Annotated in this window: 24 protein-coding genes; 10 read left to right on the top strand and 14 right to left on the bottom strand. The window is 67.0% G+C overall.

Translation table 11 applies throughout. From position 1 onward, the window contains the following. Positions 1–9: 9 nt before the first annotated feature. From AC5P7R_RS01175 to AC5P7R_RS01160, 4 genes are read right to left on the bottom strand one after another with little or no spacing between them, the layout of a single operon-like run. Positions 10–603: a PH domain-containing protein gene (locus AC5P7R_RS01175; protein WP_019659311.1), complete on the bottom strand. Its 594-nt coding sequence runs from the start codon at positions 601–603 to the stop codon at positions 10–12. Positions 604–606: 3 nt separating this feature from the next. Then, positions 607–786, bottom strand: coding sequence for a DUF4177 domain-containing protein (locus AC5P7R_RS01170; protein WP_019659310.1), 180 nt, complete (start codon positions 784–786; stop codon positions 607–609). Then, on the bottom strand, positions 783–962 hold the full coding sequence (locus tag AC5P7R_RS01165) for a type II toxin-antitoxin system antitoxin (RefSeq protein WP_019659309.1): 180 nt from the start codon (positions 960–962) through the stop codon (positions 783–785). The genes AC5P7R_RS01170 and AC5P7R_RS01165 overlap by 4 nt, the downstream gene beginning before the upstream one ends. Positions 963–1,007: 45 nt before the next feature. Next, on the bottom strand, positions 1,008–1,889 hold the full coding sequence (locus tag AC5P7R_RS01160) for an SPFH domain-containing protein (RefSeq protein WP_495213700.1): 882 nt from the start codon (positions 1,887–1,889) through the stop codon (positions 1,008–1,010). 137 nt (positions 1,890–2,026) lie between these two features. Between AC5P7R_RS01160 and purT the strand changes: the two genes are divergently transcribed. Beyond that, entirely contained in the window at positions 2,027–3,214 is a 1,188-nt protein-coding gene (gene purT / locus AC5P7R_RS01155; protein WP_155029135.1) for a formate-dependent phosphoribosylglycinamide formyltransferase, read from the top strand. Positions 3,215–3,334: 120 nt separating this feature from the next. Here purT and AC5P7R_RS01150 read toward each other — a convergent pair whose 3' ends face one another. Together AC5P7R_RS01150 and AC5P7R_RS01145 are read right to left on the bottom strand one after the other, a co-directional pair. Further along, positions 3,335–4,549 carry an endonuclease/exonuclease/phosphatase family protein gene (locus AC5P7R_RS01150; RefSeq protein ID WP_478436253.1) on the bottom strand — a complete coding sequence of 405 codons (1,215 nt, stop codon included), beginning with the start codon at positions 4,547–4,549 and terminating at the stop codon, positions 3,335–3,337. Positions 4,550–4,587: 38 nt separating this feature from the next. After that, a complete protein-coding gene (locus AC5P7R_RS01145) occupies positions 4,588–5,343 on the bottom strand; it encodes an arginyltransferase (RefSeq protein ID WP_021203116.1) in 756 nt (251 codons plus the stop codon). A gap of 156 nt (positions 5,344–5,499) precedes the next feature. Here AC5P7R_RS01145 and AC5P7R_RS01140 point away from each other — a divergent pair, with 156 nt between their 5' ends. Beyond that, positions 5,500–6,060 carry an EF-hand domain-containing protein gene (locus AC5P7R_RS01140; RefSeq protein ID WP_021203117.1) on the top strand — a complete coding sequence of 187 codons (561 nt, stop codon included), beginning with the start codon at positions 5,500–5,502 and terminating at the stop codon, positions 6,058–6,060. A 51-nt stretch (positions 6,061–6,111) separates the two neighbouring features. On the opposite strand, the gene AC5P7R_RS01135 is transcribed toward AC5P7R_RS01140, so the two are convergent. The 4 genes from AC5P7R_RS01135 to AC5P7R_RS01120 form a co-directional block, all read right to left on the bottom strand. Then, positions 6,112–7,329 (bottom strand): RNA polymerase sigma factor, encoded by a 1,218-nt coding sequence (locus tag AC5P7R_RS01135; protein ID WP_019659303.1) that lies wholly within the window; start codon positions 7,327–7,329, stop codon positions 6,112–6,114. A gap of 225 nt (positions 7,330–7,554) precedes the next feature. Then, positions 7,555–8,064, bottom strand: coding sequence for a pathogenicity-like protein (locus tag AC5P7R_RS01130; RefSeq protein WP_019659302.1), 510 nt, complete (start codon positions 8,062–8,064; stop codon positions 7,555–7,557). Between the two features lie 4 nt (positions 8,065–8,068). Then, positions 8,069–8,968 (bottom strand): acyl-CoA thioesterase II, encoded by a 900-nt coding sequence (gene tesB / locus AC5P7R_RS01125; protein WP_032953622.1) that lies wholly within the window; start codon positions 8,966–8,968, stop codon positions 8,069–8,071. Between the two features lie 151 nt (positions 8,969–9,119). Next, the gene (locus AC5P7R_RS01120; RefSeq protein WP_019659300.1) at positions 9,120–9,896 is read right to left on the bottom strand and encodes an enoyl-CoA hydratase/isomerase family protein; all 777 of its coding nucleotides are present in this window, start codon (positions 9,894–9,896) and stop codon (positions 9,120–9,122) included. 34 nt (positions 9,897–9,930) lie between these two features. On the opposite strand from AC5P7R_RS01120, the gene AC5P7R_RS01115 reads away from it, so the two are divergent. Then, positions 9,931–10,377 carry a copper chaperone PCu(A)C gene (locus AC5P7R_RS01115; RefSeq protein ID WP_227853923.1) on the top strand — a complete coding sequence of 149 codons (447 nt, stop codon included), beginning with the start codon at positions 9,931–9,933 and terminating at the stop codon, positions 10,375–10,377. Positions 10,378–10,449: 72 nt separating this feature from the next. Here AC5P7R_RS01115 and AC5P7R_RS01110 read toward each other — a convergent pair whose 3' ends face one another. The 3 genes from AC5P7R_RS01110 to uvrA all read right to left on the bottom strand — a co-directional run bounded on the left by AC5P7R_RS01110 (position 10,450) and on the right by uvrA (position 14,663). After that, entirely contained in the window at positions 10,450–11,175 is a 726-nt protein-coding gene (locus tag AC5P7R_RS01110) for an enolase (RefSeq protein ID WP_227851981.1), read from the bottom strand. Between the two features lie 90 nt (positions 11,176–11,265). Further along, positions 11,266–11,673, bottom strand: coding sequence for an acyl-CoA thioesterase (locus AC5P7R_RS01105; RefSeq protein ID WP_019659297.1), 408 nt, complete (start codon positions 11,671–11,673; stop codon positions 11,266–11,268). After that, complete coding sequence (gene uvrA, locus AC5P7R_RS01100; protein WP_478436254.1) at positions 11,673–14,663, bottom strand: excinuclease ABC subunit UvrA; 2,991 nt, start codon at positions 14,661–14,663, stop codon at positions 11,673–11,675. The genes AC5P7R_RS01105 and uvrA overlap by 1 nt, the downstream gene beginning before the upstream one ends. Before the next feature lie 338 nt (positions 14,664–15,001). Here uvrA and rplU point away from each other — a divergent pair, with 338 nt between their 5' ends. From rplU to cgtA, 3 genes are all read left to right on the top strand, one after another. Beyond that, positions 15,002–15,310 carry a 50S ribosomal protein L21 gene (gene rplU / locus AC5P7R_RS01095; RefSeq protein ID WP_005408557.1) on the top strand — a complete coding sequence of 103 codons (309 nt, stop codon included), beginning with the start codon at positions 15,002–15,004 and terminating at the stop codon, positions 15,308–15,310. Between the two features lie 18 nt (positions 15,311–15,328). Further along, positions 15,329–15,592, top strand: coding sequence for a 50S ribosomal protein L27 (gene rpmA, locus AC5P7R_RS01090; protein ID WP_005408558.1), 264 nt, complete (start codon positions 15,329–15,331; stop codon positions 15,590–15,592). Between the two features lie 177 nt (positions 15,593–15,769). Continuing rightward, complete coding sequence (gene cgtA, locus AC5P7R_RS01085; RefSeq protein WP_021202450.1) at positions 15,770–16,822, top strand: Obg family GTPase CgtA; 1,053 nt, start codon at positions 15,770–15,772, stop codon at positions 16,820–16,822. A gap of 167 nt (positions 16,823–16,989) precedes the next feature. On the opposite strand, the gene rpsT is transcribed toward cgtA, so the two are convergent. Further along, positions 16,990–17,259 carry a 30S ribosomal protein S20 gene (gene rpsT / locus AC5P7R_RS01080; RefSeq protein WP_005408560.1) on the bottom strand — a complete coding sequence of 90 codons (270 nt, stop codon included), beginning with the start codon at positions 17,257–17,259 and terminating at the stop codon, positions 16,990–16,992. A 116-nt stretch (positions 17,260–17,375) separates the two neighbouring features. Between rpsT and murJ the strand changes: the two genes are divergently transcribed. The 4 genes from murJ (at position 17,376) to lspA (ending at position 23,355) form a co-directional block, all read left to right on the top strand. Continuing rightward, the gene (gene murJ, locus AC5P7R_RS01075) at positions 17,376–18,980 is read left to right on the top strand and encodes a murein biosynthesis integral membrane protein MurJ (protein ID WP_032955127.1); all 1,605 of its coding nucleotides are present in this window, start codon (positions 17,376–17,378) and stop codon (positions 18,978–18,980) included. 75 nt (positions 18,981–19,055) lie between these two features. Then, positions 19,056–20,003 (top strand): bifunctional riboflavin kinase/FAD synthetase, encoded by a 948-nt coding sequence (locus tag AC5P7R_RS01070; protein WP_019659293.1) that lies wholly within the window; start codon positions 19,056–19,058, stop codon positions 20,001–20,003. Continuing rightward, positions 20,000–22,831 carry an isoleucine--tRNA ligase gene (gene ileS / locus AC5P7R_RS01065; protein WP_021202452.1) on the top strand — a complete coding sequence of 944 codons (2,832 nt, stop codon included), beginning with the start codon at positions 20,000–20,002 and terminating at the stop codon, positions 22,829–22,831. The genes AC5P7R_RS01070 and ileS overlap by 4 nt, the downstream gene beginning before the upstream one ends. After that, on the top strand, positions 22,831–23,355 hold the full coding sequence (gene lspA, locus AC5P7R_RS01060; protein ID WP_014646377.1) for a signal peptidase II: 525 nt from the start codon (positions 22,831–22,833) through the stop codon (positions 23,353–23,355). The genes ileS and lspA overlap by 1 nt, the downstream gene beginning before the upstream one ends. Positions 23,356–23,382: the final 27 nt, after the last annotated feature.

Raw genomic sequence — 23,382 nt, 5'->3', positions numbered from 1 at the left:
CTCAGCAGCTTACTGCCGTGGCGCCGACGCGGCCACTTTGTGCAGCGCATCGAGCAGCGCCTGCGGCCGGTCCACGCTGAGCAGCAGCGTGCTGCCGTCACTGACCGGCAGGGCGAGGACACGCGCACGATCGGTGACCAGAGCGAAGCCCTTGCCGCCCCCGTGCAGGCGGAAGTGGCCGGAATAGAAGCCTGGCACTGAATAGCCATTGGTTTTGACACGGATGCCATAGCGGCGGTCACGCTGCAGGTCGACCACCTCGGCCTGGTCCAGCCGCAGCTGCGCCACCGGGACGCGGCGGCGGTACATCGTCGAGCGCACATCCAGCACGTTGTCGTCCAGTTCCACCCGGCGACGGAAGAATGCTGCGCCCAACCCGATGCCGAGTACCGCGATCACCAGCAGACTCCAGGCGGCACTGCCACCCATCCGGAACCAGGGCGGCGACAGCGCTACTTCGATCCAAGGGGCACTGGCCGGCGCCTTGTACAGCTGTGCGTACACGCACGCCACGAAGGCAGCCAGCAGCGGAAGCACGATCCAGAGCACGCGCAACGGCGAGCTCTCGGCCACTTCAAACGTCTTCGGGTCGCTGCCGCCCATGCGTCAGGCCTCCTTCTTGAACACCAGCATCGCCGGGCGCATCGGCGCCGGGATGATGATGTTGACCAGTTCCCAGCCCAGTTGGCCCTGGCGGCTGAGTTCGGCCTGGATGTCCTCGGCCTTGAGCAGGCCCATCATGGACGTCTTGACCTCGATGGTCTGGTAGCTCCAACGCTTGCTCATTCCTTGTCCTCCGACGATGGCGCGGGTTTCGGCAGGCGTCCCGCCTTGCGCAGGGCGTCGCGCAGCACGTATTCGATCTGCGCGTTGAGGCTGCGCAGTTCGTCATCAGCCCAGCGCTGCGCAGCAGCCAGGACGTCGGCATTGATGCGCAGCGGGTAGGCTTTCTTCTCACTCATGGGGGCTCCTGGCGGGGCGGTGGGGCACCCCGTTGCGAGTGTGGCTCAATACAGCGAGCCGGCATTGACGATCGGCTGGGTGCCGCGGTCCGAGCACAGCACGGTGAGCAGGTTGCTGACCATGTGCGCCTTGCGTTCCTCGTCCAGCTGCACCACGCCGTTCTTCTGCAGTTCGGCCAAGGCCATCTCGACCATGCCCACCGCACCAGCAACAATACGCGTGCGCGCGGCGATCACCGCGTTGGCCTGCTGGCGTTGCAGCATCGCCTGGGCGATTTCGGCGGCGTAGGCCAGGTGGCTGATGCGCGCGTCGATCACCTGTACACCGGCATCGGCCAGGCGCTCGGCCAGCTCGTTCTTCAGGTGCTGGGAGATCTCGCTGGCGTGGCTGCGCAGGGCCAGCTGTCCATCCTCGTGCTGGTCGTAGGGATAGCTGGTGGCCATCGCCCGCAGTGCCGATTCGGACTGGATGTGCACGAAGCTCTCGTAGTCGTCCACGTTGTAGACGGCCTCGGAGGCATCGACCACCTGCCAGACAATCACCGCGGCGATCTCGATCGGGCTGCCGTCCAGCTCGTTGACCTTCAGCTTGCCGCTCTCGAAGTTGCGCACGCGCTGGCTGACCCGGCGCTTGGCATAGAAAGGGTTGTTCCAGCGCAGGCCGTTGTCCTTCACCGTGCCCACGTACTTGCCGAACAGGCTCAGCACCGCCGCCTGGTTGGGCTGGATGGTGTACAGGCCGGCCAGCGTGAACACGCCCAGGACTTCCAGCAACGCCCCCAGCAGCATCAGCAGCAGGTTGGGCGAGCCGACGCTGGCCTTGGCGGCCACACCCAGTACGAACAGGGCGGCGCCAGCGAGGGCGACGAGCAGGGCGACGGCCAGCGTGCCGAGGCCGTTGAGCGAAGACAGCGACTTCTCTTTCATGGCGGTACGTCCTTGAGGGTTCGAACGGAAGATATCAAAGTGATATCATTTTCAGGCTACCGTTCGTCGGATGGCATGGCCAGAGGGCGCGGCCAGCTAGAATGCCCATCCGCCTTCACATTGCTGCTGGAACCGCCATGGCCAAGCTTGGAACTCCGTTGTCCCCCTCCGCCACCCGCGTGCTGCTGCTGGGCTCGGGCGAACTCGGCAAGGAGGTGGCCATCGAGCTGCAGCGGCTGGGCGTGGAGGTGATCGCCGCCGATCGCTACGCCGATGCGCCGGCCATGCAGGTCGCGCACCGCTCGCACGTGATCGACATGCTCGATGCGATGGCGCTGCGCGCTCTGATCGCCGAGGAGCAGCCGCACCTGGTGGTGCCGGAGATCGAGGCCATCCACACCGAGACCCTGGTCCAGCTGGAACAGGAGCAGGGCCTGCGGGTGATCCCGACCGCGCGTGCTGCACGCCTGACCATGGACCGCGAAGGCATTCGCCGCCTCGCCGCCGAAACCCTGGGCCTGCCGACCTCGCCGTACCGCTTCGTCGATACCGAGGCCGAGTACCGTGCTGCGGTGGCCGCCATTGGCCTGCCGTGCGTGGTCAAACCGGTGATGTCGTCCTCGGGCAAGGGCCAGAGCACCCTGCGCAGCGAGGCGGACATCGCTCCGGCCTGGGAGTACGCACAGACCGGTGGCCGTGCCGGTGCCGGCCGCTGCATCGTCGAAGGCTTCATCGATTTCGACTACGAGATCACCCTGTTGACCGTGCGCCATGCCGGCGGCACCTCATTCTGTGCGCCGATCGGCCACCTGCAGAAGGATGGCGATTACCGCGAAAGCTGGCAGCCGCAGCCGATGTCGAGCGCGGCACTGGCGCGTGCCGAAGAGATTTCGCGTGCGATCACCGACGACCTTGGCGGCTGGGGCCTGTTCGGCGTCGAGCTGTTCGTGAAGGGCGACGAAGTATGGTTCAGCGAAGTGTCGCCGCGCCCGCACGACACCGGCCTGGTGACGCTGGTATCGCAGGAACTGAGTGAGTTCGCGCTGCATGCGCGCGCCATCCTCGGCCTGCCGATCCCGCTGATCCGCCAGAGCGGCCCGTCGGCATCGTGCGCGCTGTTGGCCCACGGCGAGGGCGTGCCGTACTTCAACAACGTCGCCGCCGCACTGCAGGTGCCTGACACCGCCGTGCGCCTGTTCGGCAAGCCGAGCGTGCACGGCCACCGCCGCGTGGGCGTGACCCTGGCGCGCGCGGAAACCATCGACGAAGCACGCGCCATCGCGCGTGATGCCGCCGACGCCATCGGCGTCGAACTGCGTCCGTAAAGCAAAAAGGGGACGAAGCAAAAAGGGGACGGAGGGGATTAAGTCGTTTGTGGCACAAACGGCTTAATCCCCTCCGTCCCCTTTTTGAAAGGCCGCCGGGCATGGCCCGGCGCTACCGGGTTATTTCACGTCCACCCACACCAGGTGGTGGTCGCTGCCGTCGGCGATCTTCGCTTCCGGGCTTTCATTGGCCGGCCAGAAGATGCCGCTGCCCACGTATTCGAAACCGGTCGAGGGCAGCACGTAGTCCAGGCGCATCGTGCCGGACTTCGGACCGAAGTCGCCGGTGGCGTGGAACGGTGCGCCCTTGCGCTCGATGCCCTTGGCCGCATAGGCCAGGCTGGTCTGCTCGCCGCCGACGCTGCGCGGGGTGGGGTAGCGCAGCACGCGGGCGTTCTCGATCAGCTCGACGATTGCTTCATGGCGGCCATCGCCATCGGCCGGGTCATTGTTGAGGTCGCCAAGGATCACGAAGCGCGCGTCCTGGGCCAGGCCGCCGCACTGGCCCTTGTCGTCGCACAGCCACGACTTGTCGCCCTTGGACAGGTATTCCTGCCACAGGCGCAGTTCGTCGTGGTTGCGCGCGGCGTTGCGCTTTTCCGGGCCGTCGAACACCGGCGGGGTCGGGTGCGAGACCAGCGCGTGCACCACGCCGCCCGGGGTCTTCACCGGCACGTCCCAATGCGACTTCGAGGACAGGCGCAGCTGCGACCACACGTGGTCGTTGTAGAAGCTCTTGCCGGTGCGCGGATCGACCGGACGGATCGCGCCGGGCATCGCGCTCCACTTCAGCAGCTGGAAGCTGCGCACCTTGGCTTCGTCGATCGGGTAGCGCGACAGCACCAGCATGCCGTACTGGCCGGGGTGCAGGCCGTAGCCCCACGCGTCATTGCCACGGCTGCGGCCTTCGCCGCCGACCACGCCGTTGTTGTCCAGGTCCAGGCCGCTGGGCACGCCGGTGTTGACCGGGGCCAGGTAGCGATAGGCGAAATGCAGCGGGTTGCCGCCACCGGGCTGGGCGACTTCCAGATAGCGCTTCTGGAACAGGTCGGCGGCGCGATGGGCGTCGTCGAAATCGAATTCGTTCAGCAGCACCAGATCCGGGCGCACCTGCTGCAGCACCGCGGCGATCTTGCGTGCGTGCTCGCTGTCGCCTTCCAGTTCCTTGATGAGGCCACCGGCGTCATCGGAGTACAGCGACGTGTTGTAGGTCGCCAGGCGCAGCGCAGCGGACGGCTTTTCGGTCATCGCGGGGGACGTGGCGAAGGCGGGGGCGGTGGCGCCGCAGAGCAGGGCCAGGGCGAGGATCAGGGGATGGCGGCGGGTCATGTTCATGGGCCGTATTGTGCACCCGGCCCGGTGTCAGCGGTTTGTCAGCGCCCGTCCAGATCATTGTCGAAATCGTGCCAGCGGCGGCCATCGTAGGCTTCCAACGGATGGAAGCGGCGCTTGTAATCCATCTTCTGGTGCCCGCGGATCCAGTAGCCCAGGTACACGTGGGGCAGCCCCTCGCGGCGCGCCCACTCGATCTGCTGCAGGATCGCGAAGGTACCCAGCCCGCGTGCGGCGTGGTCCGGGTCGAAGAAGGTGTAGACCGCCGACAGGCCATGCTCGGTGACGTCGGTCACTGCCACCCCCAGCAGCTGGCTGGGCTGGCCGTCGTGGCCGGGCAGGCGCATCTCCATGAAGCGGGTGTGCGACCAGTTGCCGATCAGGAACTGCTCGAATTCGTGCGGGCCGTGGTCGTCCATGCCGCCATTGGCGTGGCGGTGGGTGAGGTAGCGGTGATACAGCGCGAACAGGTCGTCGCGGGCGGTGGCGGCGGTGATCCGCACCTCCAGGTCGGCATTGCGGGCGGCGCAGCGGCGCTGGCTGCGGTCCGGAGCGAAGCGCGCCACCGGGATGCGCACCGCCACGCAGGCCTGGCAGTGCGCGCAATGCGGCCGGTAGACCAGGTCGCCGCTGCGGCGGAAGCCCCAGCTCAGTGCCAGCGGATAGAGCGCACCGAGGCGGCGGTCGTTCGGGTCCAGCACCAGGTCGCGTGCCACCCGGTCCGACCAGTACCCGCAGGGGTGCTCGCCGGTCTGGAAAAGTCGCAGTTCGTCGTCTCTGTCGCCATGTATCGCCATGGGCACAGCATAGCCCCAGGTTGTCGCAGTGGCGGCGACTGTCCGCCGGATGAATGGAATCGGCAGTAGCGTCAACCGACGTCGCGCCCGGGCGTTGTTGTCCCCCGAGGGTGAAGTGATCACCCCGACGCTGTTCCCATCCCCAGGAGTGACCTCATGATCCGTACCCCCCTGCTGCTGGCCCTGCTGCTGGGCACCTCTGCTTCCGGAATCGCGCTGGCCGCCGACACCCCGGCCACGCCGGCACCGCGCCCGGCCAAGCTGGACACCAACGGTGACGGCGTGATCGACCGCAGCGAGGCGGCCGCCAACCCGCACCTGGCTGCGAAATTCGACGAGCTGGACAAGAACAAGGACGGCAAGCTCTCGCGCGACGAACTGCCGCGCTGGCAGCATGGCCGCCGCGGCCATGGCGGTGAGCGCTGGGCCACGCTGGACGTCAACAAGGACGGCCGCCTCAGCCGCGAGGAAGCCAAGGCCGATCCGCGCCTGGCCGCGCGTTTTGACCAGCTTGATCTGAACAAGGATGGCTACCTGGACAAGGCCGACCGCGAGCTGCGCATGAAGCAGCATCGTGATGCCTGGTTTGCCGCCGCCGACACCAACAAGGACGGCCAGCTGAGCAAGGCCGAGTTCGACGCGGCCAAGGGTCCGATGCACGGCGGCCCGCGCCACGGTGGCCCGCGTGATGGCAGCGCGCCGAAGCCGCAGCGCTGAGTTTCAATGCAGTGATTGACGACAACGCCGGCGCATCGCCGGCGTTGTCCGTTACAGCCGGCCGCTCCGCACCAGCGAATACAGCACAAGCGCGATGACCATCAGGTTCATGGCGATGATGCCGGTGCGGCCGTACATGGCCTCGTACTTCCAGTTGGTTCCGGTGAGCCCGCGCTGCAGCGAGTCACGCGCGATCATCGGCGCCATCAGCCGCTGCAGCGGTACCAGGCACTGGTAGTTGACTACGGCCAGGCCCGCGACCTGCACCAGCAGGACGGCCCAGAGCGGCGCCTGCAGCAGCACTGCCATCAGGATCGTCAGGCACCAGAGCATGCAGGTGCCGATGTTGAGATAGAGGAAACGGCGGACGTCGGCGCGCTCGGCCTCGCTGCGGGTGTACGACATCAGGAAGCGTCCACCGAAGTAGCTGCCGACCGTGCCGCCGACCACGCCACCGATGACCGCTCCCCAGCTTTCAGCCGGCATCATGTGCAGTTGCCCCAGTGCGGCGGTCAGCGAGCCCATCGCGGTACCGCCGGCGGCACTGGCGCCACCGAGGCTGAGCTTGCTGCCACCGATGCCGACACCGGTGCCGAGCAGGATTGCGGCACTGGCGGTGCCGGGCGCGGCCACCAGGACCATCGACACCACCGCGGTGGCGAAGGCGGCGCTCGGCGCGCTGCTACGCGCGAACTCACCGAAGCGCTGCAGCAGGCCGTCGCGCACCAGCGCGCGGGCGCGCGACAGGCGCTTGCGCACCGCAGCGTCGCTGAGCCCGAGCAGGTCGGCCACCTGTTGCGAGCGCTGGCCCTCGCGGTAGTACAGCAGCAGCACTTCGCGGCTGTCTGCGGGCAGGGCAGAGATGATCTCCTCGGCGGCGATCTCCTCTTCCACCCGCTGCAGGCGGTCGGCAGCACCCGGGGCGGGGTCGGCGGCCATGCCCATCGCCACCTCGGCCGCCTCGCCAGTCAGCGGGCGCCCGCGCTGGGCGCGCAGCCAGTCGCGGGCCAGGTTGCGGGTGATCTGCCGCAGCCACGGCAGGAAGCTGGTCGAACTGCGCAGCTGGTGCAGCTGCTGCCAGCCCTTGACGAAGGCCTCCTGGGCGATGTCCTCGCTGGCCTGGCGGTCGCGGGTGATGGCCAGCGCGATGGCGGTGACCGTGTTCTGGCAGGCCAGCACGATGCGCCCGTAGGCGTGCTGGCAACCGCTTGCGGCGGCGGGCAGTTCGCGTTCCAGGGTCTGGTCGATCGATGCGGCGAACGTCGTCATGGCGGCAGCTCTCCTGCTGGGATTGTGTCCCATGACGGAGCCGCGCGCGAAGTGTGACCGCAGATGCTGATGCATCTTCGGTCCGCGCATTCCACCTCATCCCCGCGCCGTTGGCGCGCCCCCTTGAACAACAAGGGGGGGGCCAATCCTGACGGGTTACGGTGAAGTCGCGGCCCTGCTGACAGGCCGCTGCGCTCGCCGGGCATGGCCCGGCGCTACCGCCTCTTACTTGGAGGGCTGGATGCGGACCCGCACTTCTTCCTCTGCCGGCGCGGCCTGCGGTGCCGGCTGTGCCTGCTGCGGCTGGGCCTGCGGGGCAGGGGCCGGCGCGACCGGTGCCGGGGCACCACGATGGCGCAGGCCGATGACCAACGCCACGCCAGCAATCACCACCAGCAGGGCGATGCGGATGCGCCAGGCCCAGCTGCGGCCGCCGCTGCCCGGTTCCGCCGTGTCGCGGAAGGCGAATTCGGCGGTGGGGTGGTCGCGGCGGGTAGTGTCGAGCAGGCGCGCCTCGCGCAGGATTTCGCGCGCGCGCGGCTGGTCGTCGGCACGCACGATCCATACCGCCGGATAGGCGTTGGCGTTGCCCAGGTCGGTATAGCTGAACTGGCCGCGGCGACGGGTCTTGTAGGAGCGCCCGTTGGTCACCTTGACCTCGATGCCATGCCCGCGCAGGAGCTCGGCCACGCCTTCGACGGTTTCCACGCGCTGGCTGCTGAAGATCTGGCGCATCGGTTTACTCCTTGGCCGGCACGGCGGCGGCCGCGGCCTGGTCCGGAACGACGCGGATCAGGCCTTCCTGCGCGGTGCTGGCCACCAGTACGCCGTTGCGGGTAAAGAACTGGCCACGGGCCAGCCCGCGTGAATCCTGCGCGCTGGGGCTGTCCAGCGAGTACAGCAGCCAGTCGTCGGCGCGGAATGGGCGGTGGAACCAGATCGCATGGTCGAGCGAGGCCATCTGCACGTGCGGGTGGTAGTAGCTGATGCCGTGCGGGAAGGTCGCCGTGCCCAGCAGGTGGAAGTCGGACGCGTACGCCAGCAGTGCCTGGTGCAGCTCCGGGGCATCGCCGACCGGCTCGCTCAGGCGCAGCCAGACCTGGTGGTAGGGCGGACGCTTGGGCGGGTTCAGTTCGTCGCGCGGATAGACGTGGCGGAACTCGAACGGGCCACCGCGCGACAGCCAGCGCTGCACCTTGATCGGCAGGCGTTCGAGCACTTCCGCCGGCAGCGGCCGGTTCGGTTCGATGTCTTCCGGCTGCGGCACCTCGGGCATCTTGTGCTGGTGCTCGGCGCCGGTCTCGGCCTGCTGGAAAGAGGCCGCGCAGAAGAAGATCACCTTGCCGTGCTGGATCGCGGTAACCCGTCGCACCGAGAAGCTGCCGCCATCGCGGGTGCGGTCCACGTCGTAGACGATCGGGTGGTCGATGTTGCCGGCGCGCAGGAAATAGGCGTGCAGCGAGTGCACGTGGCGGCCATTGTCGACCGTGGCCTGCGCTGCGGCCAGCGCCTGGCCCAGCACCTGCCCGCCGAACACGTACTTGGTGCCGATGTCGCGGCTCTGCCCGCGGAACAGGTTGTCCTCCAGCCGCTCCAGCGTGAGCAGGTCGATCAGCTCGGAGACGACGGGTTCGGGCATGTCGTTCAAGGGGGCGGCCACAGCAGTGAAGAGGCCCCGATTATACCGGTGCAGGCCGGCTGCCCGATCTTCGGTAGTGCCGGCCGCTGGCCGGCAACCTCATGATCCTCTTGGACTGCCTGTGGCTGCCGGCCAGCGGCCGGCACTACCGTTATTTGCCGAGGCGGGCCACCAGCGCCTGCAGCGCGTTCTGTGCATCCGGGGCGAACCAGGCCTCGACGAAGCGGTCGAGCTGGATCAGGTCCGGGTGCAGCGCCTCGTGCAGGTCGGCGCGGGCGATGGCGCGGGTCAGCAACATCGGCTGGCGCGGCTGCTTGAGCAGGTTCTGCAGCCAGGCCACGGCACGTGCCACCACCAGGTCACCCTCGGCCAGCTCATCGACCAGCCCGATCTGCAGTGCCTGTTCGGCCGGCACCAGCGAACCGGTGGTGAGCAGCACGCCGGCACGGTGCACACCCACCGCACGCCGCAGCAGCCGCTGGATGCCCTCCGGCGCGATCAGGCCGACCTGCACTTCGTTCAGGCCGATGGCATACGGGCGCGACGGATCGGCGCTGCGCGCCATCACCCGGTAGTCGCAGCACAGCGCCAGCACGCAGCCACCGGCCGGCGCGTGGCCGGTGATCGCGGCCACCACCGGGATACGGCTCTCGGCCAGCGTGCGCACCGCGCCGAAGAAGGCGTTCCAGGTGTCCAGCAGCCTGTGCTTGTCATCGCCGTGCGAGAGCAGGTGCGGCACGTCCATGCCTCCGGTGAAGATGCGCTCGCTGCCCGACAGCACGATGCCGTGCGCGTCTTCGGCCATGGCCAGCTCGATGGCGTGGATCAACTGCCGGCACAGGTCGGTGTCCAGTGCATTGACCGGCGGCCGGGCCAGGCGCAGCTCGCGGATGGGGCCGTGGTTGATCACCTCGATGAGCGTCGTCATGCTGCGGTCTCGTTGCGAAGAAGGAACCTGGGCGATGATAACCAAACCATTCGTTGGCGTACTGTGGGTTCTGTGTGCGGCCGCAGCATCGGCTTCAGCGGCCGAACCGGCCTGCGTCACGGTGGAGCAGGGCTGGGCGCGGTTGCCACCGAATCCGGCGATGCCGATGACCGCTGGTTACGGCGTGATCCACAACGGCTGCAGCAAGGCGGTGGCAATCACTGGCGCAGCCAGCAGCAGCTTCGATGATGTGTCACTGCACGAGACCACGATTGTCGATGGCGTCAGCCGGATGCGCGCGATCGAACGCCTGCCGCTGGCGCCGGGCGCGCGTGCCGAGCTCAAGCCCGGCGGCCTGCACCTGATGCTGATGCAGGGCAAGGGCGCGTTGAAGGAAGGCCAGGCGTTGCCGTTGCGGCTGCAGCTGGAAGGCGGCGGCGAAGCGAGTGCGACGTTGACCGTGCACAAGGCTGCGAAATGAGGCTCGGGTAGTGCCGGCCGCTGGCCGGCAGGACAGGAAATGCCGGCCAGCGGCCGGCACTACCGCAGGGTCTTACGACCAATCGTACGAGAACAGCACCGTGCGGCTCACCGGCTCATACAGCATCACTATCGCGTCGGCGCCGGTGGCGCACCAGTTGTAGCCAGCGACTTCGGCCACTGCGAAGAACTTGTGGCCACCGTGGCGGATGATCGCCAGTTCGGCATCATCTGGAGCATGCCGGTCGTTGGCGGCGTCGGTGAATTCCAGGGTGAAGGCGGCCGGAATATCGGCTGTTTCGATCCAGTTGCCACAAGAAATCCGTCCACCCAGCGTATCCAGGTAATCGCGCTCGCTGGGCTCGTCCTTGCCATAGCGCGAGTAGCAGGCCAGGCGGCCGTGCGTGGCATGGTAGTCACGCGCCTTGGCATAGCTCTCGCGCATCTGCGCGATGTGTTTCCGCGCGTGCTTGTCATCCACCCGATCGCCGATGAAATAGCCCTCGTTGCCGAGGAAGCGCATCTGGTTGCCGGCGGTCAGCTCGAAGGCGATCCAGTTGGTGCTGGTGAAGTCGTTGTGGTGTTCTTCGGTGGTCTCGCCGATGCAGCCGTCGTACGGCTCGATCGGGCACAGCATCGTTGCCACCTGGCCGGCCAGTTCAGGGCGCAGCACACCGAGGTCGATCTTCAGCAGCGGCAGCAGATGCTGGGCGAGCCACGCCTGGTCAGCGGGGAAGACATCGGTAGGGAAGGGGACCATGCCGGGCAGCAGGTCGCGCAGTTCAGTCTGGTGGATCATCTCAGTCCTTTGAATGGGATCGGTAGTGCCGGCCGCTGGCCGGCATGCGCGAAGCATCTGGAGGTTGCCGGCCAGCGGCCGGCACTACCTTCAGGTGGAAGCGCTGCGGATCGCCTCCGGCAGCGGTGCGCTCCTGCCGGTCTGCGTATCCATCCAGACCACCACCACGTTGCCATCCGAGTACAGCTTCGAGTCGTCCTGCTGGTCGACGATGCGGTGGCCGATGGTCACGCTGCTGTTGCCCAGGCGCTCGACGAACAGCTCGACCAGGATGTCGTTGGGCCACACGATCGGCAGGCGGTAGTTGACGTTGGTCGCGGCCACCACCGGTGCGATGCGGTCGGTCATCGACACGCCTTCCACGCCCAGCATCCAGCGCACGCGCGCTTCCTCCAGGTAGGAAATGTACTTGGCATTGTTGACGTGGCCCATGCTGTCCATGTCACGCCAGCGCACGCTGATCGGGATGCGGGCCAGGATCTTGTGTTCGCTGCTCATCAGGCGTCCTCCTTCTTGCGGGTCGTCGCGGTCTTGCTGGTCTTGCCGGTGCTCCTGGCAGCCACCGCCTTCTTCGCCGGCTTCTCAGGCTTCAGCTTGCGTGGCGGACGGGCGTCGGGCTTGTTGGCCACCGCAGCCGGTTGCTCCGGGCGCGCGCTGGTGGAGGGCAGCATGCGGGCCAGGAACTGGCCGGTGTACGACTGCGGGCAGGCCGCCACATCCTCCGGCGTGCCGGTGACCAGGATGGTGCCACCGCGATGGCCGCCTTCCGGGCCCAGATCCACGATCCAGTCGGCGGTCTTGATCACGTCCAGGTTGTGCTCGATCACCACCACCGTGTTGCCTTCGTCGCGCAGCTTGTGCAGCACGCCCAGCAGCGCTTCGATGTCGTGGAAGTGCAGGCCGGTGGTCGGCTCGTCGAGGATGTACAGGGTGCGGCCGGTATCGCGGCGCGACAGTTCCTTGGACAGCTTCACGCGCTGGGCTTCACCACCGGACAGCGTGGTCGCGCTCTGGCCCAGCTTGATGTAGCTCAGGCCCACGTCCACCAGCGTTTCCAGCTTGCGCGCGATCGACGGCACCGGCTCGAACAGCTTCAGCGCATCCTCGACGGTCATTTCCAGCACGTCGTTGATGTTGAAGCCCTTGTAAAGGATCTCCAGCGTTTCGCGGTTGTAGCGCTTGCCGTGGCAGACATCGCAGGGCACGTACACGTCCGGCAGGAAGTGCATCTCCACCTTGATCAGGCCGTCGCCCTGGCAGGCCTCGCAGCGGCCGCCGCGCACGTTGAAGCTGAAACGGCCCGGCGAATAGCCGCGCGCACGCGCCTCCGGCACCTGTGCGAACAACTCGCGCAGCGGCGTGAACAGGCCGGTGTAGGTGGCCGGGTTCGATCGCGGGGTGCGGCCGATCGGCGACTGGTCGATGTCCACCACCTTGTCGAACAGATCCAGGCCATCAATCTCCCTGTACGGCGCAACCGGGTGCGAGGCACCGTTGATCTCGTTGGCAGCCAGCGAGAACAGGGTATCGTTGATCAGGGTCGACTTGCCCGAGCCGGACACGCCCGTCACGCAGGTCAGCAGGCCCGCCGGAATCGCCAGGTCCACGCCCTTGAGGTTGTTGCCGCTGGCACCGCGCAGGTGCAGCGTCATCTTCGGGTTCGGCGTGTGCCGGCGAGCAGGAATCTCGATTGCGCGCTTGCCGGACAGGTACTGGCCGGTCAGCGAGCGCGGGGCCTCCAGAATGTCCTGCAGGGTGCCCTGGCCGACGATCTCGCCGCCATGCACACCCGCGCCCGGGCCGATGTCCAGCACGTAGTCGGCCAGGCGGATCGCGTCCTCGTCATGCTCGACCACGATCACCGTGTTGCCCAGGTCGCGCAGGCGGGTGAGGGTGCCCAACAGGCGTTCATTGTCGCGCTGGTGCAGACCGATCGACGGTTCGTCGAGCACGTACATCACGCCCACCAGGCCGGCGCCGATCTGGCTGGCCAGGCGGATGCGCTGCGCCTCGCCACCGGACAGGGTGTCGGCCTTGCGTTCCAGGGTCAGGTAATCCAGGCCCACATCGACCAGGAAGCCGAGGCGCTCACCGATTTCCTTGACGATCTTCGCGGCGATCTCGCCACGCCAGCCCGGCAGGCTCAGCTCGCTGAAGAACTTCAGCGCCTCGTCGATCGGCAACACCACCAGCTCCGGCAGTGGGCGGTCGGCCACGAACACGTTGCGTGCCGCCTTGTTCAGGCGCGCGCCGTTGCACTCCGGGCACGGGCGTTCGCTGATGTACTTGGACAGCTCCTCGCGTACCGCCGGCGATTCGGTCTCCTTGTAGCGGCGTTCGAGGTTGGGAATGATGCCTTCGAAGCGGTGCTTGCGCTGGGTGCGGCCGCCGGCTTCGGTGAAGTAGGTGAAGGTGATCGTTTCATCGCCGCTGCCGTACAGCACGGCCTGCTGCACCTTGGCTGACAGGGAGTTCCACGCAGCGTCCACGTCGAACCTGTAGTGCTTGGCCAGCGAGGCGATCAGCTGGAAGTAGTAGGCGTTGCGACGGTCCCAGCCTCGCACCGCACCGGCGGCCAGCGACAGCTCCGGATGCACCACCACCCGCGACGGATCGAAGAACTCGGCCATGCCCAGGCCATCGCAGCCGGGGCACGCACCCATCGGTGCATTGAACGAGAACAGGCGCGGTTCCAGCTCCGGCAGCGAGTAGTCGCAGACCGGGCAGGAGTACTTGGAGGAGAACAGCGTGGGCGAAGCATCGGCGCTGTCCAGGCTCTGCACCGAGGCCATGCCATCGCCCAGCTTGAGCGCCGTTTCAAAGCTCTCGGCCAGGCGCTGCTTGATGTCCTCGCGCGGGCGGAAGCGGTCGATCACCGCCTCGATGGTGTGTTTCTGGCGCAGCGCCAGCGGCGGCACCGCATCGATTTCGTGCAGCTCGCCGTCCACGCGCACACGCACGAAGCCCTGCGCGCGCAGCTGGTCGAAGACCTGTGCGTGTTCGCCCTTGCGGTCACGGATGACCGGGGCCAGCAGCATGTAGCGCTGCTCCGGGTCCAGGGTCAGCACCTGGTCGACCATCTGGCTGACCGTCTGCGCCTCCAGTGGGTAGCCGTGGTCCGGGCAGCGCGGGGTGCCCACGCGTGCGTACAGCAGGCGCAGGTAGTCGTAGATCTCGGTGATGGTGCCGACCGTCGAACGCGGGTTGTGCGAGGTCGACTTCTGCTCGATCGAGATGGCAGGGGACAGGCCTTCGATGTGGTCCAGGTCCGGCTTTTCCATCACGCTCAGGAACTGGCGCGCATAGGCCGACAGCGACTCGACGTAGCGGCGCTGGCCTTCTGCATAGATGGTGTCGAACGCCAGCGAGGACTTGCCCGAACCGGACAGGCCGGTGATCACGATCAGCTTGTCGCGGGGCAGGTCGAGGTCGAGGTTCTTCAGGTTGTGCGTCCGCGCGCCGCGGATGCGGATGAAATCCATCGCCATGGGGGATCCGGTTGTGGGGGCGTTGGCTGGGTGCCGGGCCAGCAGGGAACGGCAATCGGTCAGCCTACCGAGGTGACCAGATGGGGGCAATGGGCGACAATGCCACCCCGGCGTCTCACGTTGTGAGACCGGCCGACAGCTTTGTGTAGGGTCGGGCCATGTGCAGCGGCCTGGACCGCGAACCGTTCAGCCGTGCATGGCTCGGCCTGCAGGTCCGGGCCCGTGGGTCGTTCAGGGGTTGACTTGACCCGCGCCCGCTGATCTGCGTACAATCCCGCTCCTGTTCGCCCTCGATGGCGGCAGTTCAGACCACAATAACTACAGAGGAAGGCCTGGTCATGTACGCAGTACTGGTCACCGGCGGTAAGCAATACCGCGTGGCGCAGGGCGAAAAGCTCCGCATTGAAAAGCTCGAAGTCGAAGTCGGCAGCGAGATCAAGTTCGACAACATCCTGATGCTGGGTGACAGCGATGGCGTGAAGCTGGGCGATGCGCTGAAGGGCGCTGCCGTCACCGCCAAGGTCCTGTCCCAGGGTCGTGCTGACAAGGTGCGGATCATCAAGTTCCGTCGCCGCAAGCACCACATGAAGCGTCAGGGTCACCGTCAGTACTACACCGAAATCGAGATCACCGGCATCGCCGGCTAAGTATCAGGAGAAGCAGTCATGGCACATAAAAAGGGCGTAGGCTCCTCGCGCAACGGTCGCGACTCCAACCCGAAGTACCTGGGCGTCAAGATCTTCGGCGGCCAGGCCATCGAAGCCGGCAACATCATCGTGCGTCAGCGCGGCACCCAGTTCCATCCGGGCACCGGCGTTGGCCTGGGCCGTGACCACACCCTGTTCGCCCTCGTGGACGGCAAGGTGGAGTTCTCGGTCAAGGGCGCCAAGAAGCGCCGCACCGTCAGCATCGTCTCGGCCGACGCCTGATCCAGGCATCGCCGGCACCCGTGCCCCGGCATGGGAGTGCTGCATGAAGAGCCCCGCTTCGGCGGGGCTTTTCGTTAGAGTTGAAGCAAGACCGGCTGGGCCGGGTTACCGGCCCGCGGCCGGCATGACATTCAAGGTGGCGGCCAGCAGGCCGCGCCCATCGCAGGCATCGAAACAATGAAACTGGTAGACGAAGCAGAAATCGAAGTGTTCGCCGGCAACGGCGGCAACGGCTGCATTGGCTTCCGTCGCGAGAAGTTCATTCCGCTCGGCGGCCCGGACGGCGGCGACGGCGGTGCGGGCGGCAGCGTTTACATCCGCGCCGACGAAAACCTGAACACCCTGGTCGACTTCCGCCATGAGCGCATCTTCAAGGCGCAGCGTGGCGAGAACGGCATGGGCCGCCAGGCCTACGGCAAGGGCGGCGAAGACCTGACCATCACCGTGCCGGTCGGCACCGTGGTCATCAACGTTGCCACCGATGAAGTCATCGGCGACCTGACCCGGCACGGCGACCGCCTGCTGGTGGCCAAGGGCGGCCGCGGTGGCCTGGGCAACATGCACTTCAAGAGCTCGACCAATCGCTCGCCGCGCCAGGCGCTGCCGGGCGAGCCGGGTGAGGAGCGCACGCTGAAGCTGGAGCTGAAGCTGCTGGCCGACGTCGGCCTGCTGGGCTTCCCCAATGCCGGCAAGAGCACCCTGATCCGTGCCGTTTCGGCTGCAACGCCGAAGGTGGCCGATTACCCGTTCACCACGCTGTACCCGAACCTGGGTGTGGTGAAGGTGGAAAACCACCGCAGCTTCGTGATCGCTGATATTCCGGGCCTGATCGAAGGCGCGGCGGATGGTGCCGGCCTGGGTGCGCAGTTCCTGCGCCACCTGCAGCGCACCCGCCTGCTGCTGCACCTGGTGGACATCTCGCCGATGGAAGGCGGCGTGGAGGGGATTTCGCCGGTGGAGCAGGTGCGTGCGATCGAACGCGAGCTGGAGAAGCACGATCCGGAGCTGCTGAACAAGCCGCGCTGGCTGGTGCTGAACAAGGCTGACCTGATGTTCGAAGACGAGGCGCAGGCCGCGGCCGAGCAGATCGTCGCCGAACTGGGCTGGAAGGAGCCGTGGTTCCTGGTCTCCGCGCTGGGCCGCGAAGGTACTTTCCCGATCATGAGCCGGATCATGGCCTTCTTCGATCGCCAGAAGGAAGAAGAGCAGGAAGCCCGCAACGCGCAGTAATGCCGTTGTGGTTCCATGCGAAAAACCCGGCTTCGGCCGGGTTTTTCATTTGGTAGTGCCGGCCGCGCGGCTCCGCGGATCGCCCGGACCGCAGGCAACAAAAAACCCGGCCGGGGCCGGGCTTTTGCCTGCAGCCCAACCCCGAAGGGCAGGGCGGCAACGCCGGATCAGGCGGCCTTGAGGGCCTTGATGCGGTCGTTCAGGCGGCTCTTGTGGCGAGCAGCCTTGTTCTTGTGGATCAGGCCACGCGCGCTGAAGCGATCCAGGATCGGCTGGGCAACGGCGAAGGCGGCTTCGGCGCCGGCGGCATCGTTGGCGTCCAGCGCCTTGATCACTTTCTTGACAGCGGTGCGCAGCATCGAGCGCTGAGCCACGTTGCGCGCGTTGCGCACGACGGTCTGCTTGGCGCGCTTCTTGGCGGACTTGATATTGGCCACGGTGGTGGTTTCCTGAAAAATCGGTGTTATGGGAACAGCAAGCTAGCTAGTATGATGGCGTAAGAAATGCACGTCAAGTCGATTGTCAAGAGGGACGCTGAGTGAGTTCACCCAAGTTGTTGCGGGGCCTGCTGTCGTTCAGCAGCATGACCATGGTCTCGCGCGTTCTCGGACTTGTCCGGGACTTCGTGGTGACCACCACGTTCGGCACCAACGCCATCACTGATGCTTTCTGGGTCGCCTTCAGGGTACCCAATTTCCTGCGGCGTTTGTTCGCCGAGGGCTCGTTTGCCACCGCTTTCGTGCCCGTGTTCACGGAAGTGAAGGAAACCCGCAGCCACGCCGAACTGCGCGAACTGATGGCGCGCACCGCCGGCACCCTGGGCGGGGTGCTGATGCTGGTCACCGCACTGGCGCTGATCTTCGCGCCGCAGCTGGCCTCGGTCTTCTCCAGTGGCGTTGATACCGACCCGGTCAAGCAGGGCCTGCTGGTCGACCTGTTCCGCCTGACCTTCCCGTTCCTGCTGTTCGTCTCGCTGACCGCACTGGCCGGCGGTGCGCTGAACAGCTTCCAGCGCTTCGCGATGCCGGCGCTGACCCCGGTCATTCTCAACCTGTGCATGATCGCCGGTGCGCTGTGGCTGGCGCCGCGGCTGGGCGGCACGCCAGAAAAGCAGATCCTGGCGCTGGGCTGGGCGGTGCTGGCGGCCGGCATCCTGCAGTTGCTGTTCCAGCTGCCCTCGCTGAAGGGCATCAACCTGCTGACCCTGCCGCGCTGGGGCTGGAGCCATCCGGGCGTGCGCAAGGTGATGACGCTGATGGTGCCGACCCTGTTCGGTTCCTCTGTGGCGCAGATCAACCTGCTGCTGGACACGGTGATCGCGGCCAAGCTGACCGATGGCTCGCAGTCCTGGCTGTCGCTGGCCGACCGCTTCCTGGAGCTGCCGCTGGGCGTGTTCGGCGTGGCGCTGGGCACGGTGATCCTGCCGGCGCTGGCCCGCCATCACGTCAGTACCGACCGCGAGGGCTTCTCGCGCTCGTTGGACTGGGGCCTGCGCATGACCCTGCTGATCTCGGTGCCGGCCATGCTGGGCCTGCTGCTGCTGGCCGAGCCGCTGATCGCGACCATCTTCCAGCACGGCCAGTTCAGTGCCTTCGATACCCGCATGACCGCGTTGTCGGTGTACGGCCTGAGCTTCGGCCTGCCGGCATTCGCCCTGCTGAAGGTGGTACTGCCGGCTTTCTACGCCCGCCAGGACACCAAGACGCCGGTGCGCGCGGGTGTGGCCGCGCTGGTGGCCAACATGGTGTTCAACTTCGCCCTTCTGGCGGTGTTGTACCAGGTGATGGTGCCGGACGAGCTGAAGGCGCAGGGCGTGATGGCGGCCATCGGCAAGCAGCCGGGCCTGCACCTGGCGCTGGGCATTGCCAGTGCGCTGTCCAGTTACCTGAACCTGGGCCTGCTCTGGTACTGGCTGGGCAAGACCGATGTCTACCGCCGCCGGCCGGGCTGGGCTGGCTATCTGCTGCGGCTGCTGCTGGCCTGCGCGGCCATGGTCGGGGTGCTGCTGGCCCTGCTGCACTGGCTGCCAGGCTTCTCGGCGATGACTGTGTGGGAGCGGATCGGCGCCCTGGCGCTGCTGGTCGGTGGCGGTGGCGCGACCTACGCGGTTGCCATGGTGGCGATGGGCTTCCGCCCGCGCGACCTGCGTGGGCATTGATCGTGCGCCGTGACGGCTATACTTCAGGGTTACACCATTGAAGCGGCGGCCCCGGTCGGGCCGGAACGAGAGTTGATGAGCAGGCTGTTCAGAAGCGTGGAGGGCGGGGCGCTGTTCCCCAACGGAAGCGTGGTCTGTATCGGTGCATTTGACGGCCTCCACCTAGGCCATCGTGCGCTGGTGCGCCACGCGGTTGCCCGCGCGCGCGCCTTGGGCGTGGCCGCAGTGGCCGTGGCATTCGAGCCGCTGCCGCGTGAATTCTTTTCCCAGGGCACGCCGCCACCGCGGCTGACCCTGGCGCGCAGCAAGGTCGAGATCCTGCGCGAGCTCGGTGTGGATGCGATCGGACTGTTGCGTTTCGACGCGGCGATGGCAGCGATGCCGGCCGAGGATTTCGTCCACCGGCTGCTGGCCCACCGCCTGGGCGCACGCGAAGTGTGGATCGGCCCGGAGTTCTGCTTCGGCAACCGCCGCCGTGGCGACCTGGCCCTGCTGCAGAAGATGGGCGCTGCACTGGGCTTCACCGCGGGCGAGATCGAAGCGGTGGATCTGCATGGCGAGCGCATTTCCAGCACCCGCATCCGCCAGCTGCTGCAGCAGGGCGACTTCGCCCGTGCCAACGACCTGCTGGGCCGTCCCTACGCGATCAGCGGCCGGGTGGTGCGCGGTCGACAGCTTGGCCGTACGCTGGGTTTCCCCACTGCCAACCTGCGTTTCCCGAAGACGCCGGCGCTGTCGGGTATCTACGCGACCTGGGTGCATGGTGTGTTCGACCAACCGTGGCCATCGGTGTCCAGCTTCGGCACGCGGCCGACGGTGGAGGGCGTGGAGCCGCTGCTGGAAGCCCACCTGTTCGATTTCCAGGGTGACCTGTACGGTCGCCACATCGACGTGGAATTCGTCGCCAAGCTGCGCGACGAAGAGAAGTTCAATGATCTGGCGGCGCTGACCGACCAGATGCACCGCGACGCCGAACAGGCGCGCGCCATCCTTTCCGAACATAGATTGCGAGCCACTGCGTGAGCCAGGACTACAAGACCACCCTGAACCTGCCAGCCACCGAATTCCCGATGCGCGGCGACCTGCCCAAGCGCGAGCCGGGCATTCTGGCGCGGTGGGAAGCGCAGGGGCTCTACCAGCAGCTGCGCGACAACGCCGCCGGCCGCCCGCTGTTCGTGCTGCACGACGGCCCCCCGTACGCCAACGGCCGCATCCACCTGGGCCACGCGGTCAACAAGATCCTGAAGGACATCATCGTCAAGTCGCGCTACCTGGCCGGCTTCGATGCGCCCTATGTGCCGGGCTGGGACTGCCATGGCCTGCCGATCGAGATTGCGGTGGAAAAGAAGTGGGGCAAGGTCGGCACCAAGCTCGACGCCGTCGAATTCCGCCAGAAGTGCCGCGAGTTCGCCGAAGAGCAGATCAACATCCAGCGCGTGGACTTCAAGCGCCTGGGCGTGACCGGTGACTGGGACAACCCGTACAAGACCCTGAGCTTCGACTTCGAAGCCAACGAGATCCGCGCGCTGTCCAAGGTCGTGGCCAACGGTCACCTGGTGCGCGGCGCCAAGCCGGTGTACTGGTGCTTCGACTGTGGCTCGGCGCTGGCCGAGGCCGAGATCGAGTACCAGGAAAAGGAATCGCCGGCGATCGACGTGGCCTACGCCGCGCGCGATGCCCAGGCCATCGGCCAGGCGTTCGGCGTGAGCGTGCCGGCCGACGTGGAAGTGGCCGTACCGATCTGGACCACCACCCCGTGGACGCTGCCGGCCTCGCTGGCGGTGTCGCTGGGCGCGGAGATCCGCTACGTGCTGGCCGAAGGCCCGGCGCACAACGGCAAGCGCCGTTGGCTGGTGCTGGCTGCGGCGCTGGCCGAGCGCGCGCTGCAGCGCTATGGCGTCGAAAACGTGGTGCTGCACGGTGAAACCACCGGTGCGGCGCTGGAGAACCAGCTGCTGGCGCACCCGTTCTACCCGGAGCGCGAGATCCTGGTGCTCAACGGCGACCACGTCTCCGACGAGGACGGTACCGGTGCGGTGCACACCGCCCCCGGCCACGGCCAGGAAGACTTCGTGGTCAGCCAGAAGTACGGCCTGCTGGACAAGTACAACGCTGGCCAGGTGACCCCGATCGACGGTCGTGGCGTGTACCTGGAATCGACCCCGCCGGCCGGTGACGTGGTGCTGGCCGGCCAGCACCTGTGGAAGGCGCAGGAGGCCATCGTCGGCGTGCTGCGCGAGAACGGTTCGCTGCTGGCGTTCCATCCGATCCGCCACAGCTACCCGCACTGCTGGCGCCACAAGACGCCGGTGGTGTTCCGCGCCACCCCGCAGTGGTTCATCTCGATGGACAAGGCCAACCTGCGCAACGATGCGCTGGCCGCCATCGACACCGTCGGCTGGTTCCCGACCTGGGGGAAGGCGCGCATCCAGAGCATGGTCGACGGCCGCCCGGACTGGACCATCTCGCGCCAGCGCACCTGGGGCGTGCCGATCGCACTGTTCACCCACCGGCAGACCGGCGAGATCCATCCGCGTTCGGTGGAGCTGATGCAGCAGGTCGCCGACCGCGTCGAAGCCGAGGGCATCGACGTGTGGTACTCGCTGGATGCCGCCGAACTGCTGGGCGCTGAAGCCGCCGACTACGAGAAGGTCACCGACATCCTCGACGTCTGGTTCGATTCGGGTGTGACCCATGAAGGCGTGCTCGCCGCGCGTGGCTTCGGCAAGCCGGCCGACCTGTACCTGGAAGGTTCCGACCAGCACCGCGGCTGGTTCCAGTCCTCGCTGCTTACCGGCGTGGCGATCGACAAGCGCGCCCCGTACAAGCAGTGCCTGACCCACGGCTTCACCGTGGATGAGCACGGCCGCAAGATGTCCAAGTCGCTGGGCAACGGCATCGAGCCGCAGGACATCATGAACAAGCTGGGCGCGGACATCCTGCGCCTGTGGATCGCCTCGGCCGACTACAGCAACGAGATGTCGCTGTCGCAGGAGATCCTGAAGCGCAATGCCGATGCCTACCGCCGCCTGCGCAACACCGCACGCTTCCTGCTCGGCAACCTGGACGGCTTCGACCCGGCGCTGCACCTGCAGCCGCTCGAGCAGATGGTCGCGCTGGACCGCTGGATCGTGCATCGCGCGTGGGAGCTGCAGGAGAAGATCAAGGCGGCCTACGACGGCTATAACATGGCCGAGATCGTGCAGCTGCTGCTGAACTTCTGCAGCGTGGACCTGGGCTCGCTGTACCTGGACGTGACCAAGGATCGCCTGTACACGATGCCGACCGATTCGCACGGTCGCCGTTCGGCACAGAGCGCGATGTACCACATCGCCGAAGCGTTCACCCGCTGGGTCGCGCCGATCCTGACCTTCACCGCCGACGAGCTGTGGGGCTACCTGCCGGGCGAGCATGCTGGCCATGTGCTGTTCACCACCTGGTACGACGGCCTGGCGCCGCTGCCGGCCGATGCCCAGCTCAACGCCGCCGACTTCGACCAGCTGCTGGCCGTGCGCGAACAGGTGGCCAAGGTGCTCGAGCCGATGCGGGCAAACGGCGCGATCGGTGCCGCACTGGAAGCGGAGATCACCATTGCCGCCAGCGAGGAGCAGGCCGCGCGCTGGCAGCCGCTGGCCGATGAACTGCGTTTCCTGTTCATCAGTGGCGACGTGCAGGTGCGCCCGGCGAGCACCGACGAGGTGTTTGTCAGTGCCCAGCCGACCAGCAAGGCCAAGTGCGTGCGCTGCTGGCACCACCGCGCCGACGTCGGCAGCAACGCCGACCATCCGGAACTGTGCGGCCGCTGCGTGAATAACGTGACCGGCGCCGGCGAAGTGCGGAGCTGGTTCTGATGGCCGCGCCCCGTCCGCATCCGAACGCGCTGGTCTGGCTGCTGCTGTCGGTGGCCATCATCGGCCTGGACCAGTGGTCCAAGGCCTGGGTGCTGTCCAGCCTCCCGGAGTTCCAGCCGGTGGTGGTCATCGACGGCTTCTGGAACTGGTACCGCACCTATAACACCGGCGCGGCATTCAGTTTCCTGAGCGACGCCGGTGGCTGGCAGAAGTACTTCTTCACTGCACTGGCTATCGCCATCAGCGGCCTGATGGCCTGGTGGCTGCGCGGCACCGCCCGTGGCAACTGGAAGGCCGCGGTGCCGTATGCACTGATCATCGGCGGCGCCATCGGCAACGTGATCGACCGCCAGGTGCACGGTCACGTGGTCGACTTCATCCAGTGGTACGTGGGCAGCTACACCTGGCCCTCGTTCAACATCGCCGACTCGGCCATCGTGGTGGGTGCCATCGGCATCGCCCTGTTTGGCCTGTTCGACGGCAAGTCCGCCAAAAAGGCGGATAATGCCAACCCGAAACCGTAAGCCGGCCGCTGCCGGGAGATTGAACTG

This window comes from Stenotrophomonas sp. YJH_SMC_27 (assembly GCF_059369815.1).
This window is presented reverse-complemented; position numbering and strand designations above follow the sequence as displayed.